This window comes from Sedimentitalea todarodis, from assembly GCF_032595355.1.
Taxonomy (GTDB): Bacteria; Pseudomonadota; Alphaproteobacteria; order Rhodobacterales; family Rhodobacteraceae; genus Sedimentitalea; species Sedimentitalea todarodis.
In genome coordinates, this window is sequence record NZ_JASMWN010000014.1 from 35,634 (window position 1) to 51,789 (window position 16,156).

Consider the following 16,156-nt stretch of genomic DNA (forward strand, 5'->3'; position numbering starts at 1 on the left):
CTCAGCTCGACTTTGTACATTATGCGGCGAAGCATAGTGCCTCGGCCATTCGGATGAGGCGGTCGGGCGGGGTTTTTTGCGGTTCCCGGTTTGGCGGAGAGTGTTGAAAAACATCTCCGACCCACAATGCGAGGCGCACGGAAGCGATGGCGTCGGTGAAGGTGAGGTTGGTTTTGCGATACCAGGCTGCGGCATAGGGCGTGCTGGCCGTACTCAGCAGATCGCACGCCCACAGCGAGATAAGGCTGTAGAGGCCGAGCAAGGCGGGCGTTGTTCGCGCGATTGCCTTGTCGGACCATTGCCGCTGGGTTTCGACGCCGAGATGTGCCCGGGTTTCTGCGAAGGTGACCTCGACCTGCCAGCGGCGGACGAAGAGTGCGATGATGTCGGCTGGCGCGCGGGCGGTGTCGGTGCTGAAGAAGGCCTGCGGGTCCCGCTTGCCTTCGGGGTCTCTGACAAGCACCCAGCGGATTGGTGTTGGCGGTGTGCCGGGGCGGCGATACCAGAGCGCGGTGTCCGAGGCGATCTCGAGCGTCTTACCTTGCTTGCGGCCATACCAGGAGGACACGGTTATTCTGTGCCATGGCGTAGCAGGGTTCGAGAGCAAGGTCTTCAACTTGGGCAATGGCGCGCCCTTCTGCGCCGGGCGGCCGATGGAGCGTGCATGACGCTCTGGTGGGGGCGCGAAGAGATTGGCATCGAGCCGCAGCCGGCTGATGAGGGTTGCCCGGGCGGTGATGGCGTGGGCCAGTTCGTGGACGGCGAAACTGCTGTCGCCGACGAAGACGATGTCGCGGTCGGGCAACCAGCGGCAGAGCTGGAGCGCCCCCTGGCGGGCCCAGTCGGTCAGCAGCTTGTGCCTGCGGCCGTGCTGGCGATTGGAGCGCTCCGACGGCGCGAGCAGGGTCAACACTGGCAGGGCTTTCACCACACCTGCCCACGGGACCGGCGTCAGCACCATGAAACTCAACCAACGCAGGCCGCTGGCCTTGACGAAATGGCCATGGCTGGAGCGGACGGGATCACGGTAGATGCCACGCGCGGTGATCTTGCGGCCCCACCGGCGTTCGATGGTATCATCCATCCCGATGACCACAGGACCATCCGGCACGAGGCGGCCGACGACCATGGCCAGCAGGCGTCGCGCCATGGCGTGGGAGGACCACCGGGCACGGTTGAGGATCTGATGATAGCTTGAGAAGCTCTGCGCCCCGGCACGTCCCGTCATCCGCAGGCAGGCGCTGACGGTGCGCTTGCCCGATGCCAGCACTGCGCCCATCACCAGAACAAGCACGTGCTCCCAGCTGGGAGCGGTAAAGCCCGATCGAAACGCGTGCAGCCAATCACGCAGAATCCGGGGAACGGGATCGCCTGTTGGCGGTGGGGAACTGGAATAATGCGGCATTCCATGTTTCGACTCCCGGGCCGCTCAATATGCAAGTCGGGGACCCGCGGCAAAGTGAATCATGCGCTTGAAGGTACTCCCATCTATGATCGGCGCATGCAGCATGACGACATCGCCGCCCGCATCGAAGCCTTCGACCACGCCAATGGTGGTGGCGTCGGCTCCTACAAGGACAAGGGCGCATACCACCTCTACCTGTTGGATACGGAGGCGCCGATCGCCCGGCTGAAGCCGACAGGCAACGGTGACGAGGTCTGGCTCGGATACTGGTCACACCGGCGCAAATGGGAGGATGTCGATGATATGGGCGGGGTCGTCTTGCCCCTCGACGATGCGCTCGAGTTCATAGCGAACGAGTCCATCTTCTGGACATGGACCTGACCCAAAAACGTACAAAGTCGAGCTCAGGAAGCATTGAAATTACTATAAATGTTCTCGACCCGCTCGACTTCGTGATCTGTCAGGGCTGCAAATTCCTTGCCACGTGCTCTCGCAGAGAGCTGGCCATCATTCTGCTGCAAAAAACGGAACAAAAGATCGACGGTGCGCCCGGGCATGTCGAACATGTCATCTATTGCAGCGCGGAACTGGTCGTAGCGACGGAGGAATTCTGTTTCATAGGGGAGGTCAACTTCGATCGTCTTTTGGACGCAGCTGTAGAGAAACGCGGCATGTGGCGTGGCATCAAAGAAGCGGTAAAAATCGCCCGTGTCGTTTGTGACTGCGACATTGAATTTTTCAGTTGGTGTCCACTCGATGAAAGGCAGAAGCCGTGCTGAATAGCTTTCGAGGACAACACGATAGTCATCTATCCGTTCAAGGATTGCTGACGAGATCGGGAATACGACACCTGGCGGATTGAACCCGCGCTCGGCCAAAACATGGTGGAAGATGTATCGGTGCAGACGCCCGTTCCCGTCCTCAAACGGATGAATGTAGACAAAGCCAAACGCGAGCACAGCAGAGGCAATCACTGGATCGAGGGTCTGCCCACTCGTGCGGTCAAACGCGACCATGCCGGCAATCAAGTCGCCCAAATCTTCATGCTTGGCGCTTATGTGATCCGGGAGAGGCATCTGGCTTTCGCGATCATGCGATCCAACAAAGCCGCCTTCCTGTCGAAAGCCCAACTTTATGAAACGGTCATCCCCAATGACAATCTGTTGGAGACGGAGCAGTTCGTCTTGATCAAGGGCCTGTCGGCCTGCCTCGCCAATGGCGCGGCCCCAACGTTGAATACGATCTTGGGGGGGGCGTTCGCCTTCAATGGCGTAACTGGATCGAGAGTCCTTCAGTAGCAAAAATGCGGCTGTACGCGCCAAAAGATCGCGGGGCACTTCGTCGACGATCTGTTGGGCTCTACGCGCAAGGTCCATCGCGCAGAAAGCTTCAAGCTCCGGCGTGCGAAACACCAGAGGACAGAAGTCTGGTGTCCCGGGCAGATTGTTCTTTATCCGATGCCGTGACGAGTTTGACTCGGTCGATCCATATTGAAGACGGTTGTCCAGCACTTGGACGTAGCGTCCGCCAGTTGCGTCTTCCAGCCGGATCAGCGTTTGGAAGAGCCATTCATAGAGAAACCAAATCCTCCGCGCATAGCTACCATTGGGTTCATCACTGACCCATGCGATGATTGGCTCATCGCCAACAGCCTCAAACAAACGTTTGAGAATGGCGAGGTCGAGCCCTTCATATTTCAGGGCGAATGTCAGATGACCACGTAGTGTAGCCTGGGGTTCATGGCGCGGTGTCATGATGCGCCATTCATCCGAAATCACAACGCGGTGCCGGTCTCCGATCGCAGAGAGTTGGTGTGGGATAGGGACTGCGAGGGAATAGGCGTCAATAAGCGCGCCATAGCCTGCGGGAATAGCGTTCTCTGGTAACCTTCGCTGGTGAATTGTGTTCACGGGCCCTGAAAATTGAACCTCTGCCGGTTGGGTGCTGATTTTCGTTTCTCCTGTGCGAATATCGTTGCAAAAAGCGAGATGTCCCGAAAAACGTTCCTAACACATGAAATGTGTTCCTAACACAAAAAAATCGTGAAAACGGTTACTAGGGAGGGAATGCCAATGACATCACTAAACACCCGCCTCGCGCCATTTGGCGGGAATGGAGCCCTCAGGCAGGCCTTGATGGTGTGGATACCCCCGCTCAACGGCATCGCAATGTGCCAGAATGGTGAAGTATCACCAAGCAACGAGGAGGGTATCCATGGACAATGTTACACTGATTGGGGTCGACCTGGCCAAGAGAGTTTTTCATTTGCATGGCGCGGCTGCAGATGGCTCGGTTATGTTTCGCAAGAAGCTGTCTCGGACCCAGTTTGGACAATTTATAGAAAGCCTCCCGCGCTGCATCGTTGCGATGGAGGCATGTGGAAGCGCCCACTATTGGGGTCGGTTGATTGCGGGGTTTGGTCATGAGGTGCGGTTGGTTCCACCTGTCTACGCCAAGCAATATGTGAAGCGGCATAAGAACGATGCAGCGGACGCCGAGGCGATTGCCGAAGCAGCTTCACGCCCGACAATGCGATTTGTTACGGTAAAATCCCAGACGCAGCAGACCCAAGCCATGGCATATCGCTCGCGCGACATGCTGGTCCGGCAACGCACGCAATTGATCAATGCGCTGCGGGGTCATTTGACAGAATTCGGCGTTGTTGCACCCCAAGGCATTGCGCAGATCAAAAAGCTGGCAGCCGCCATCGACGTTCCTGAAACGGAACTTCCTGGACTTGCGCGACAATTGGCTCACGATCACCTCGACATGATTGAGGATTTGACAGCCCGGATTGCCGTTCTGGATCGAACCTTGCAGCGAGTAACCGCCGCAGATGAAAAGACGGCCTACATGCGAACTGTTCCAGGTGTCGGCCCGATTACAGCGGCCGCGATTGAAGCCTTCGCACCATCACTGGAAAGCTTCAGACGCGGCCGCGACTTTGCGGCCTGGCTTGGACTTGTGCCAAAGCAACATTCGACCGGCGGTAAAGAGAGGCTGGGCCGAGTTTCCAAAATGGGGCAACGCGACATCCGAAGATTGCTCATCGGCGGCGCTATGGCCGTGATCCGATGGGAAATACGAAAAGGTGATGACGCCAACCCTTGGATCGCAAGGCTGCTCGCACGCAAACCTCGGCTGGTGGCGGCCGTAGCCCTTGCTAACAAAATGGCACGCATGATCTGGGCGACCGTCACGAAGAAACAGGACTACCAAATTCCGGTAGCGACTTGATCGCGTGAATACTCCACCGGCTGAAAGCCGGTGGCTTCAGGTTACGGCTTAAAGCCGGATCGGTCCGCCATACGGCGGACTCATGTCACGTTAAAATCATCGTCGGGCTCGGGGGGCGTCTGGTTCTTGATGTATTCCGCCCATACCTCGTCTGTCACGTTGCCACTGCTCGCAACCCAATAGCCACGCGCCCACAGGTGCTGACCCCAATACCTTTTGCGTAATATCCCGAACTCGCTCAGCAGCTTGTGCGAACTTCGCCCTTTCAGATATTGCACTGCCCGGCTCACCGACAGGTTCGGAGGGATCGACACAAGCATATGCACATGGTCACGATTGATCGAACCGGCATGTACAATCATCTCGTGCGCCCGCGCTGTCTCGCGCAGCAACTCACGGCAGCGGTTGCCGACATCGCCGCCCAACACCTGGTAGCGATACTTCGTCACCCACACCAAGTGGTATTTGCAGTCCCAAACCGTATGGCTGCCGCGTTTGTAAGAATCCATAATCAGGCATCTTAACGCAAATGCCGCGATCCCGGCCGGCTAAAGCCGTGGGGTTTACAGATCCCCTATCGGGGACTCTAAACCGGAACAACCGCGTGTGAGACGTCTGGAGAGTTTTATGGAGTAAGAGATCGGCACTGAGAGGATGGGAAAACCCGAGTGCAACACCGAGCTTCGCGCTCGCGGCCTTGATAGGGACCCAACCCGCTCAATCCATACCGGCCGGCGGCATATGAAAGCTGCACAATGAGGCCTGACATATGACCGCACCGATCACACGCTCACTTTGCTCAAAAGAAACTTGCACGAAGGGGGTATCCACATATGTTGCAGGGATCGTCCCGCCACTGGTATCGGAGCGGTCTGTTCTTTTCAGGATGCTGTGAATGCCGCACAAATTCAACGCCAGTCGGCGAGACAAGATCCCCAAGCAAAGGCATCGGGTGACCAACTGGTCTGAGTACAACGAGGGCCTGCGGCGGCGCGGTGATCTGACGGTTTGGATCAGCGAAGACGCACTCGCTTTGTGGGCGGCACCGCGCCGAACCACGCGCGGCGGACAGCCACACTACTCTGATTCGGCGATTGAGATGTGCCTGACGCTGGGCCTGGTCTTCAAAAACCCAAGGCTTGATGCGCTCCATTGCGAGGCTGCTGGGGGTGAGATCGCAGTGCCTGACTTTTCCACTCTGTCGCGCCGGGGCAATGGGCTGACGTTGCGCACAAAGCCGACATCCAGGAGCGACAAACCAGTGCAACTGATTGTGGACAGCACCGGTTTGAAGATCTTTGGCGAGGGCGAATGGCTTGAGCAAAAACATAAAACAAAGCGCAAACGGCGCTCTTGGCGGAAGCTCCACCTCGGTCTCGATCTTGTCAGCGGCGAGATCGTCTGCTCTGATCTCACCAAGGAAAACGTCGGTGATCCAACGGCGCTGCCAGGTCTCCTGGATCAAGTCACCGGGCCGATCTCTCACTTTCTGGCGGACGGCGCTTATGATGGAGAACCAACATCTGATTTGCTTGCCGCTCGGTTCGGATCGTTGATCGAGGTGAGGATCCCACCCCCCCAAAAACGCGATCCTGAGCCCTGATGCGGCCAAAGATCCGACGGCACGTGACCGCCATATCGCCGAGATCGCAGCCCATGGGCGGATGGCCTGGCAGAAAGCCACCGGATACAATCAACGCAGCCGTGGCGAAACTCTCGTGGGCCGCTGGAAGGCTGTCATTGGGCCCAAGCTAAAGGCGCGCAACTTCAAAAATCAGAATACAGAAGCCAAGGTTGGCGTCGGGGTTCTCAATCGAATGACCGGACTTGGCCGCCCAAGTTTTGAACGCACCGCCTGAAATCCGTTTCGGGTAGGGCGCGTTCCGAGCGGATTATGATCTGTGCAACATATGTCCTCCAAGAGGTTGCATGTCTTTGACCCGCAAGCTGTCCCAAAGGAATTGAAAGGGCTCACGGGCGACAGGATACGGGAAACCACAATCATCGCCAATTGGCCGGATGTTCTGCGCTGCATTGCAACGATGCTTTCCGGCAAGATGCAACCCAGCCACCTCCTGAAGAAACTGGCTGCACGACCACGGCAACACGACCTGGCACTCGCGTTGCGCGAAATCGGGCGGGTCGAACGAACATTGTTTATCATCGAATGGCTGCTCAACACCGAGGTGCAGCGCCGCGCCCAGATAGGCCTCAACAAAGGCGAAGCGCATCATGCATTGAAGGGTGCCTTACGGATCGGGAGGCAAGGCGAAATCCGCGATCGTACCACTGAAGGCCAGCATTTCCGCATCGCTGGTCTGAACTTGCTAACCGCCATCATCATCTATTGGAATACCAAACAGCTCGGCATTGCAGTGGCGCAGCGGAAACGGGCCGGTTTGGGTTGCTCGCCTGAACTCTTAGCTCACATCTCACCTCTCGGATGGGTACACATCCTCCTCACAGGCGAATACCGGTGGAGAAAAACGCAGTCGTAATGTCTTAGCGCCCTATTCTGCACTCAGCCGGAGTCGACCCCAGGGTTCCCAGCTTCACCAGTTCATGGCGCATGTCGATCATTTCAACCAATCGGGAACGCCGGCGGTCGTCCTGTTCCGGAGGTGGCTTTCGTGGCTTCATTTTACGGCTCAAAATTGCAGGGTTTCTGCCCCCATAATACCAAACCCTGCACTTTCAACCCAACAAAATCGTACTGTTATCAAATAGATTCAACTAGATATGAGTTGTTCAGGACGACCACTTATGTGAAGAATTCAGACGCACGGATCGTCGACTATTGCACTCGAAAGGCTGAAGGTAAGCGATTGGTAACCTCTCTGGTGGAGGGCGCCGCGGATTTCATCGTTAATGCGCGGATGGCGAAATCACAGCATATGCGATGGACGACAAAGGGTGCCTACAACCTTCTCCAAGTCCGAACGGCAAATATCAATGACAGGTTGGCAGAGGCCAAACAAGTCGCATAACCCCCACTCTTGGAACGGTCCCGAAAAAAGCGAATGAATTCAATGCGCCGCAGTGTCTCGATAAAACGACGACGTATGGTTGGAACCTGCTTCGGGGTGCGGTCCGGTTTGATCACTCCTCTCCGAGCGGCAAGCGAACAACGGCTTCCAGTCCGTGGTCTGGCAAGTTGCGTAGCACGACGGAACCACCATGTGCCTGAATGATGGTCCGGGCAATCGCGAGGCCCAGGCCGACGCCGCCTGTGTCGCGGTTTCGCGAACTTTCAATCCGCACGAAGGGTTCAAAGACAGCCTCAAGCTGATCATCGGGTAATCCCGAACCCTTGTCAGAGATGGATATGATAACCGCCCCCGGTTCCTGCGTCAGGGTCACTTTGGCGACGCCACCGTAGCGGATCGCGTTGTCGATCAGATTGCGCAGGGCGCGGTTAAGAGCGTGGGGACGGATGGTCGTGAACAGCGGCTCGATGGGTGCGAGGGTTGCGCGATCGCCCCCAACATCGTTCACCAGATCCCCTAGCATCGAAGCAAGGTCGACCGTGACGGTGGCCTCTGCCTTGGCGACACCGCGCGCGAACTCCAGCGTGGCCTCGACCATCGCCTGCATCTCCTCGACCAATGCCTTCAGCCGGTTACTGTCTTCGGTTTCGTCCAGCATTTCAATCCTGAGCCGTATCGCAGTCAGGGGGGAACGCAGGTCATGGCTCAGGGCCGCAAGCATATGGGTGCGCTCGTTCACGAAACGGGTCAGGCGATCTTTCATCCGGTTAAAGGCCTGCGTGGTATCACGCACCTCGGCCGGACCCGTTATCGGCAACGGATCCGTTTCAAGCCCTCGGCCCAGCCGGTCGGCGCCAACTGAAAGGACGCGCATCGGGCCAACCACCCTACGCGCAGTCCACCATGCAACCAAAGCGACGGCTACCGCCATCAGCAGCAGTGGCAACAAGGCTTGCGGTGAAAGCTGCAGGCCAGGCCGATGAAACATCGTCCGCACGTTCAACCATTCGCCCCCCGCCAGACGGATCGACAGTGTCATCTCGACAGGGTCGGTTCGTCCCGCCATCATTGCTTCGTGCATCGGGCGCATTGCTTCAGGCATGCCGTCGGGTGTGGGAAATGGATCAACTGCAAGGGCATGGACATCGGCCCGGACCTCCCGCTCCGGTTCGCCGAGGACCTGCCGGATTTGGCGCAGAACGACATCAGCATCGCTGCTAGTGTGCTGCGCCTCCGGTTCGGCCCCCAGTTCGAACCTGACCAGTGGTGAATCTGCGGCCCGCAAGATGGAAGGGCGCAGATCGGCGGGGGCATCGTCCAGCAACAATACCACATTCGCCGCACGTCCCGCCGCCTCCAACCCCAGCGCCGCGCGCACGGCCCGGTTGCGCTCATCTGTTAGCAACAAAAGGCCCAGTCCCTGCGTGATGGCCAATGCCAGCAACAGCATGGCGAGCAACTGACCCCCCAGGGAATGCGGGAAGATCTGGCGTAGAAAGGAGAACCGCTGTTTCATGGAAGCGCCCTCACATCGGCGGCAAGGCTGTAGCCACCCCCCCATACGGTCGCGATCAATGCGGGCTTGGCGGGGTCGGCCTCGATCTTGCGACGCAGGCGACTGATCTGGTTGTCGATAGTTCGATCAAACACTTGCGACGCGCGACCCGAGGTCAGGTCGAGCAGTTGTTCGCGGCTTAGTACAAAGCGCGGGCGTTCCAGAAACGCCGTGAGCAGGCGGAACTCGGCGGTGGTGAGCGCCACTTCGGCGCCGTCGGCTTCCGAAAGGGTCCGACGATCGGTATCCAGCACCCACCGATCGAATGCCAGCCGGCGGCCGGCCAGACTGCCGCCCACGACTTCGGCCCGGTCGGACCGGCGAAGGATTGCCTTGATCCGGGCCAGCAACTCGCGCGGGTTGAACGGCTTTGGCAGGTAGTCATCTGCCCCGACTTCCAGCCCCACGATGCGGTCAGTTTCATCGCCCAAGGCGGTCAACATCAGGATCGGGATCCCGCCCTGCGCGCGCAAGCGGCGGCAGACCGACAGACCATCTTCGCCCGGCATCATCACATCGAGCACGATCAGGTCGAACTGTCCGACTTTCATCGCCGCGTCCATAGCCACGGCGTCTGCGGCCGAAGTCGCCCGCATGCCATTCTTTTCAAGATACCTCACCAGCGCATCGCGAATCTCGCGGTGGTCATCGACAATCAGAATGTTGGGCGGATGGGGCGTCATAATGTCTCCTGATGACATCCTTAGCCGAAGCTGCTGACAGCGCGCACAGAAGATTGTCGCAAATCCTCTCTGCGCTGCTGTTTGCGACAGTTTGATACAAAAGACCGTCCCGGCTGACAAACTAATGGGACACCTGCGCCCCAAATTGGGTTCATCACAATCCAATAGAGGAAAAACAGAATGAAACGTTCAAGCAAATTCGCCTTCGCCGCTGTTGCTGCCCTCGGCCTTGGCGCCGTCGCGGTGCCGGTAATTGCCCAGCAGACCCAAATGCAGCACGGCGGAATGGGTATGATGGGCGGCCATGACAACTCGATGGTGCGCGCAATGGGCATGATGATGGGTGGGTCCGGGAGCTACGCGATGGCCACGTTTGACACCGACAGCGATGGCACGCTCAGCCCCGAAGAAATGACAGCGGGCATTCAGGCCGAACTCTCGACCTATGATACCGACGCCAACGGCACACTTTCGCTGGAGGAGTTTGCGGTGATGCACGCGGCTCATACCCGACCGATGACTTTGCGCGCCTTCCAGATGCATGATGCGGACGGCGACGCGCAGGTGACGGACGCTGAAATGGCGGCAATGGCTGCGATGATGCAAGACCACATGAGTGGACGGCAGGGCGACATGCCGGGCGCGGGACACGGCATGATGGGCAATAACTGACACACTATTTTCCCCGCCAGTCGCGCGACGCCGCGTGTGGCGGGGCAATCCGATCACGGATCAGGAGGGAACGATGATGAACGGATATGGTATGGGTTTGGGAATGGGCTTTGGCTGGCTCTGGATGATCGTAATCATTGTGCTGGCCGGTCTCGCAATTGCGGCGTTGATCAAATACCTGCGCAAATAGTGGCTACACTACCTTGCAAAGCCCCAGGCATTTTCGATTTGGGAACGTTAGGCGCCCGAATAAAGTTGAGATAAGTGCGACAATTAATCGGAGGTAAGAAATGAACTACGTACGTTTCTTTGCAATGATCGCGACTTCGACGGTCGTGATGTTTGGATTGATGTATCTTAACACCTACGCGCTCGACCACATCTTCTTCTCGCAAACACGCATGTGGATGGCGATCTATATGGGTGCGGTGATGGCGATCATCATGCTCGCTTTCATGCTGGGTATGTATTCCAACAAGAGGGTCAATCTTGCGATTTTCGCAGGCGCCACTGTAACCTTCGCCTTGTCACTCTGGCTCGTTCGAAGCCAGGAGACGATCGACGACCTCGCCTGGATGCGGGCGATGATCCCGCACCATTCCATCGCCATCCTGACCAGCGAGCGGGCCGATATCTCGGACCCGAGGGTCCGGGCACTGGCAGATGCAATCATCGAAGCGCAGCTCAGCGAAATCGCTGAAATGAAGCGATATATCGCTAACATCGAGGCGAACGGCGAGGCACCTGCAGGCACACCCCGCGCCGAACTAGAATGACGCCGAAGCCGGATGGAAAGTAGATGTCGCTGCTGGAATCAAAGTTAAGAATCGAAAGGAACGACAATGGACTACACGATCAACCGCCTGATAGCGGACGCTGAATTTGACGCAGTCGACGCGCGCACTCGCGCGGCATTGACCGACAAGGGATTCGGCATCCTGACCGAGATCGACGTCAAGGCGACGATGAAAAAGAAGCTGGATGTCGAGATGCCTGCCTATCGCATCCTCGGCGCCTGCAATCCAAAAATGGCCCACGAGGCCATTGGAATTGAACCGCGTGTCGGCGCGATGCTGCCCTGCAACGTCATCCTGCGCGAGGTCGAGGGCGGTGTGGAGGTCAGCGCCATCGACCCGGTGGCGTCTATGCAAGCGATAGACAATACCGAACTGCATGCCGTTGCCGGTCAGGTGCGCGATCTCCTGAAGAAGGCGGTCGAGGCGATCTGAGATGCGCTTGCGCACCGGCATCTTGGCGACGATTGCATTCCTCGGGCTGGTCGCTCTCGGGGTGTGGTGGTTTGCGCCGTCGCTGCTGGTTGATGCCCAGCAGCTTCTGGACCGCAAAGCGCTTGAAACATTGGTGGCGCGCGCTGGTCTCTGGGGGCCGGTTCTGATCATCAGCCTCATGACCGTTGCGGTGGTCGCCAGTCCCATTCCGAGCGCACCGATCGCCCTGGCCGCAGGTGCTGCCTATGGGCATGTCTGGGGCACAGTGCAGGTGGTGATCGGAGCCGAACTGGGGGCGCTGATTGCCTTCGGTCTGGCACGGGTTCTGGGGCATGATGTCTTGCGGCGGGTGTTCGGTGATCGAGTTGATGCCGGACTGCTCGGATCGCAGAACGCGCTGACGGGAACCGTATTTGCCAGCCGCCTGATGCCCTTCGTGTCCTTCGACATCATCAGCTACGCAGCTGGGCTCAGCCGCCTGCACGCCTGGCGTTTCGCACTGGCGACGCTGGCGGGCATCATTCCGGCGAGTTTTGTCCTCGCGCATTTTGGCGGTGAAGCTGTCAGCGGCGATATTGGTCGGACCACATGGGCGGTGCTGGGGCTCGGCCTGATCACCGGATTGCCCCTTCTCTGGATCGCAACCAAGCAACACTCTGGAAAGGAAACCTGATGGCGAAAGGCTATAAAGAGAACAGCATCACCCTGTCGGGCGCGGTTGCCATGGGCACAGGTGTGATGATCGGTGCGGGCATCTTCGCGCTGACCGGACAGATTGCTGAGCTTGCAGGGCCATTTTTTCCTCTCTCGTTCGTCGCCGGGGCGATCGTGACCGCGTTCAGTGCCTACACTTACATCAAGATGTCGAACGCCTTTCCGTCGGCGGGCGGCATCGGGATGATTCTGAAGAAAGCCTACGGCCCGACAACGGTCGCAGCGGGGGCAGCGCTCCTGATGGCACTGTCGATGGTCATCGCCGAAAGTCTCGTCGCACGGACCTTCGGCACCTACACGCTGCGGGCCTTTGGCGGCGACCCGGAAAGTGTCCTCGTCCCGATCATTGGCGTCGGGTTAATCATTGTTGCATATCTTATCAATATATCAGGCAGCCGCTCTGTCGGACTTCTGTCCATAATCATGGCTGTTATCAAAGTCGGCGGCATTGCGTTGTTCGGAGTCGCAGGCCTCTGGGCAAGCGGCTTCAACTTCGAGGCAACCAGTGGGGATACGGGTGCTACCGGCTTTGTGGCCTCTGTTGCCCTGTCGATCCTGGCGTTCAAGGGCTTCACTACCATTACCAACAGCGGGGCCGAGATCACCGAACCGCACCGCAACGTTGGCCGGGCCATCGTTCTATCCATCGCAATCTGCGTGATCGTCTATCTGCTTGTCGCCTTCGCAGTCGGCTCCAGCCTGACACTCGACCGCATCGTAGCGGCCAAGGACTATGCCTTGGCAGAGGCGGCCAGGCCGGCACTCGGGCAGACCGGCTTCTATCTGACGGCGGCGCTGGCGCTTGTCGCCACCGCCTCGGGCTTGATCGCGAGCGTCTTTGCCGTCACGCGGATGCTGGCCATGCTGACCGAGATGAAGATGATCCCGCACAGCCATTTCGGGATGCCCGGAACGATCAAGGATCACACTCTGGTCTACACCATCGTGATTGCAGGTGTCCTGACGGTTTTCTTCGACCTTAGCCGCATCGCCTCGCTTGGGGCTTTCTTCTATCTCGTGATGGACATGATCATTCACGCGGGCGTTTACCGAAACCTATGCCACGAGATCGGGGCACGCGGCTGGGTGATGTTGACCGCGATCGCACTGGACGCCGTGGTCCTGACCGCCTTCGCGGCATTGAAATGGCAATCCGACCCGCTGATCGTCATACTTGGCGTCATCGGCATGGCACTGGTGTTCGCGTTCGTGGGCGTCTTTCTCGCTCGCAATCCCGTAGGCGAGACCGATCACGATCAGCTTAAAAAATAGCTTGATGTTCCAGTGACTGGATGCCTCACGCTGAAACAAATCAAAAGAAAGTCGGCACGATATGGACCACGATCATCAGCACGCAAAGTCAAACATTCCCGAAGGCGCTGAAACGGCAAAGGATCCGGTCTGCGGGATGACGGTCGCGGTCGGGTCCGATACGCGGCACGCAGAGTTCGAGGACAAGACCTTCCATTTCTGCTCTGAAAAATGCCAGACGAAGTTTGAAGGCGATCCGTGGTTCTACGCCTCGGGCCGCGCCGAAGGGCGCAAGAAGGCCGCACCCGCTAACGTGCAATACACCTGCCCGATGCATCCCGAGATCGTCCGCGACGCGCCGGGGCCTTGCCCGATCTGCGGCATGGCGCTGGAGCCGATGCTGCCGTCGGACGAGCCCAGCGAAGAACTAACCGACTTCACGCGCCGGATGTGGATCTCGGCGGCCGCAGCGGTCCCGCTCATCGTGCTGACGATGGGCGAGCTCGTTGGCCTGCCTGTGCGGGACTGGATCGGCCATCAAAACGCCAGCTATCTGGAGTTCGTGCTCGCAACGCCCATCGTGCTTTGGGCGGCCTTGCCATTCTTCAAACGCGGATGGAATTCGGTGATCAACCGCTCGCCCAATATGTGGACGCTGATCAGCCTCGGCGTGGCGGCGGCCTATCTTTACTCCATCGTGGCGACGTTCCTGCCGGGCGTCTTCCCCGAAGTCTACCGGATGGGCCAAGGTGTCGGCACATATTTCGAGGCGGCGGTCGTGATCATCGCGCTGGTGTTCGTAGGCCAGGTGCTGGAACTGCGAGCGCGGGAACGCACCGGTGACGCGATCCGCGCACTTCTCGACCTCGCCCCAAAGACCGCACGGCGCATTCTGCCAGACGGCACTGAATACGACGCACCATTGGAAAACATCATGGAGGGCGACCGGCTTCGGGTGCGGCCGGGTGATGCGGTTCCGGTCGATGGCGTGGTGGTCGACGGGCGATCCTCATTGGACGAAAGCATGCTGACCGGCGAGTCAATGCCTGTTGAAAAGGGTCCGGGCGATGCGGTGACCGGGGCCACGATCAACAAGAACGGCTCTTTGGTGATTGAGGCGGGCAAGGTCGGCGCTGATACAGTGCTGGCGCAGATCGTGGCCATGGTATCGAACGCGCGCCGCTCGCGTGCTCCGATTCAAGGCATGGCCGACCGTGTCTCGGCGATCTTCGTGCCGACTGTGGTCGGGGTGGCGATCCTCGCTTTTGTGATGTGGATGATCTTCGGGCCCGAACCGGTGCTGGTCTTTGCCATCGCCTCTGCCGTCTCAGTTCTGATCATTGCCTGCCCCTGCGCACTTGGCCTCGCCACACCGATCTCGATCACCACGGCGGCCGGGCGCGGAGCGCAGGCAGGTGTGCTGATCAAGGATGCCGAGGCGCTGGAACGCATGGCAGGCGTCGATACGCTGATCGTCGACAAGACGGGCACCCTGACCATGGGCAAGCCAAAGCTGACCGATACCGTTACCCTTGGCGATGTCACTGAGACTGATATTCTTTCGCTGGCCGCAGCGCTTGAACGTGGCTCGGAACATCCTCTGGCCGAAGCCATTGTCGAAGGGGCCGAAGCGCAAGGCGCTGCACGGCAGGAGGCTGCGGATTTTGAGGCTGTTACCGGCAAGGGCGTGCGCGGCAACGTCGGCGGGCACGCCGTCGCCCTCGGCAATACCGCGATGATGCAAGAGATGGGCCTCGAGACGACTCAGGCCGAGGAAAAGGCTGATGCGCTGCGTGCCGAGGGCAAGACGGCGATGCTCGCCGCGGTTGATGGCGCCCTTGCGGGCATCGTGGCGGTAGCCGATCCAATCAAGGACTCAACCGCACAGGCGATCAAGGAACTACACTCCCAAGGGCTGCGTGTGATCATGGCGACCGGCGACAATGAGCGCACGGCGCAAGCGGTAGCAGCGACCTTGGGCATCGACGAGGTGCGCGCGGGCGTCCTGCCGGAAGACAAGAAAAAGTTGATCGACCAGTTGCGCAAGGATGGCCACAAGATCGCGATGGCGGGCGACGGGGTGAATGACGCCCCCGCCTTGGCAGCCGCGGACGTTGGCATCGCCATGGGCACGGGTGCCGATGTCGCGATGGAAAGCGCAGGCATCACCTTGCTCGGTGGAGACCTCATGGGCATCGTCCGGGCACGCAAACTGGCCCGCGCCACACTGCGCAACATCAAGCAGAACCTGTTCTTCGCCTTCGCCTACAACGCCGTCGGCGTGCCGATCGCGGCAGGGCTGCTATATCCCGTCACAGGCTTGTTGCTGTCGCCGATGATCGCGGCGGCGGCGATGAGCTTGTCTTCGGTCTCGGTTATTACGAATGCACTGCGGTTGCGGCGCGTTGATCTATAGACAAACC

Annotated in this window: 13 protein-coding genes and 2 pseudogenes; 10 read left to right on the forward strand and 5 right to left on the reverse strand. The window is 59.0% G+C overall.

The features are described 5' to 3' along the window. Window positions 1-19: 19 nt before the first annotated feature. Window positions 20-1,405, reverse strand: a complete 1,386-nt coding sequence (locus QO231_RS16355; protein ID WP_316778739.1) for an IS701 family transposase — start codon at window positions 1,403-1,405, stop codon at window positions 20-22. Between the two features lie 96 nt (window positions 1,406-1,501). Here QO231_RS16355 and QO231_RS16360 point away from each other — a divergent pair, with 96 nt between their 5' ends. Beyond that, window positions 1,502-1,786 (forward strand): hypothetical protein, encoded by a 285-nt coding sequence (locus QO231_RS16360; RefSeq protein WP_316778742.1) that lies wholly within the window; start codon window positions 1,502-1,504, stop codon window positions 1,784-1,786. A gap of 23 nt (window positions 1,787-1,809) precedes the next feature. Here QO231_RS16360 and QO231_RS16365 read toward each other — a convergent pair whose 3' ends face one another. Continuing rightward, a complete protein-coding gene (locus QO231_RS16365; RefSeq protein ID WP_316778745.1) occupies window positions 1,810-3,159 on the reverse strand; it encodes a Fic family protein in 1,350 nt (449 codons plus the stop codon). A 460-nt stretch (window positions 3,160-3,619) separates the two neighbouring features. Between QO231_RS16365 and QO231_RS16370 the strand changes: the two genes are divergently transcribed. Beyond that, window positions 3,620-4,642 (forward strand): IS110 family RNA-guided transposase, encoded by a 1,023-nt coding sequence (locus QO231_RS16370; RefSeq protein WP_316778750.1) that lies wholly within the window; start codon window positions 3,620-3,622, stop codon window positions 4,640-4,642. An 80-nt stretch (window positions 4,643-4,722) separates the two neighbouring features. Here QO231_RS16370 and tnpA read toward each other — a convergent pair whose 3' ends face one another. Beyond that, window positions 4,723-5,157 carry an IS200/IS605 family transposase gene (gene tnpA / locus QO231_RS16375; RefSeq protein WP_394356613.1) on the reverse strand — a complete coding sequence of 145 codons (435 nt, stop codon included), beginning with the start codon at window positions 5,155-5,157 and terminating at the stop codon, window positions 4,723-4,725. Between the two features lie 380 nt (window positions 5,158-5,537). Here tnpA and QO231_RS16380 point away from each other — a divergent pair. After that, window positions 5,538-6,501: pseudogene (locus tag QO231_RS16380) on the forward strand (IS5 family transposase). Window positions 6,502-6,555: 54 nt separating this feature from the next. Next, a pseudogene (locus QO231_RS16385) lies at window positions 6,556-7,140 on the forward strand (Tn3 family transposase); the annotation flags it as partial. A gap of 601 nt (window positions 7,141-7,741) precedes the next feature. On the opposite strand, the gene QO231_RS16390 reads toward QO231_RS16385, so the two are convergent. Further along, window positions 7,742-9,145 (reverse strand): ATP-binding protein, encoded by a 1,404-nt coding sequence (locus QO231_RS16390; protein WP_316778756.1) that lies wholly within the window; start codon window positions 9,143-9,145, stop codon window positions 7,742-7,744. Next, window positions 9,142-9,867 (reverse strand): response regulator, encoded by a 726-nt coding sequence (locus QO231_RS16395; RefSeq protein WP_316778759.1) that lies wholly within the window; start codon window positions 9,865-9,867, stop codon window positions 9,142-9,144. Before QO231_RS16395 ends, QO231_RS16390 begins: the two co-directional genes overlap by 4 nt. Window positions 9,868-10,047: 180 nt before the next feature. On the opposite strand from QO231_RS16395, the gene QO231_RS16400 reads away from it, so the two are divergent. The 6 genes from QO231_RS16400 (at window position 10,048) to QO231_RS16425 (ending at window position 16,149) form a co-directional block, all read left to right on the forward strand. Continuing rightward, window positions 10,048-10,539, forward strand: a complete 492-nt coding sequence (locus QO231_RS16400) for an EF-hand domain-containing protein (protein ID WP_316778762.1) — start codon at window positions 10,048-10,050, stop codon at window positions 10,537-10,539. A 290-nt stretch (window positions 10,540-10,829) separates the two neighbouring features. Further along, window positions 10,830-11,315, forward strand: a complete 486-nt coding sequence (locus tag QO231_RS16405; protein WP_316778765.1) for a DUF305 domain-containing protein — start codon at window positions 10,830-10,832, stop codon at window positions 11,313-11,315. 66 nt (window positions 11,316-11,381) lie between these two features. Continuing rightward, window positions 11,382-11,768, forward strand: a complete 387-nt coding sequence (locus QO231_RS16410; protein WP_263765598.1) for a DUF302 domain-containing protein — start codon at window positions 11,382-11,384, stop codon at window positions 11,766-11,768. A gap of 1 nt (window position 11,769) precedes the next feature. After that, window positions 11,770-12,441 carry a TVP38/TMEM64 family protein gene (locus QO231_RS16415; protein WP_316778772.1) on the forward strand — a complete coding sequence of 224 codons (672 nt, stop codon included), beginning with the start codon at window positions 11,770-11,772 and terminating at the stop codon, window positions 12,439-12,441. Beyond that, window positions 12,441-13,754 (forward strand): APC family permease, encoded by a 1,314-nt coding sequence (locus QO231_RS16420; RefSeq protein ID WP_316778775.1) that lies wholly within the window; start codon window positions 12,441-12,443, stop codon window positions 13,752-13,754. The genes QO231_RS16415 and QO231_RS16420 overlap by 1 nt, the downstream gene beginning before the upstream one ends. Before the next feature lie 61 nt (window positions 13,755-13,815). Continuing rightward, window positions 13,816-16,149 carry a heavy metal translocating P-type ATPase gene (locus tag QO231_RS16425; RefSeq protein ID WP_316778778.1) on the forward strand — a complete coding sequence of 778 codons (2,334 nt, stop codon included), beginning with the start codon at window positions 13,816-13,818 and terminating at the stop codon, window positions 16,147-16,149. The last annotated feature ends 7 nt before the right edge of the window (window positions 16,150-16,156 follow it).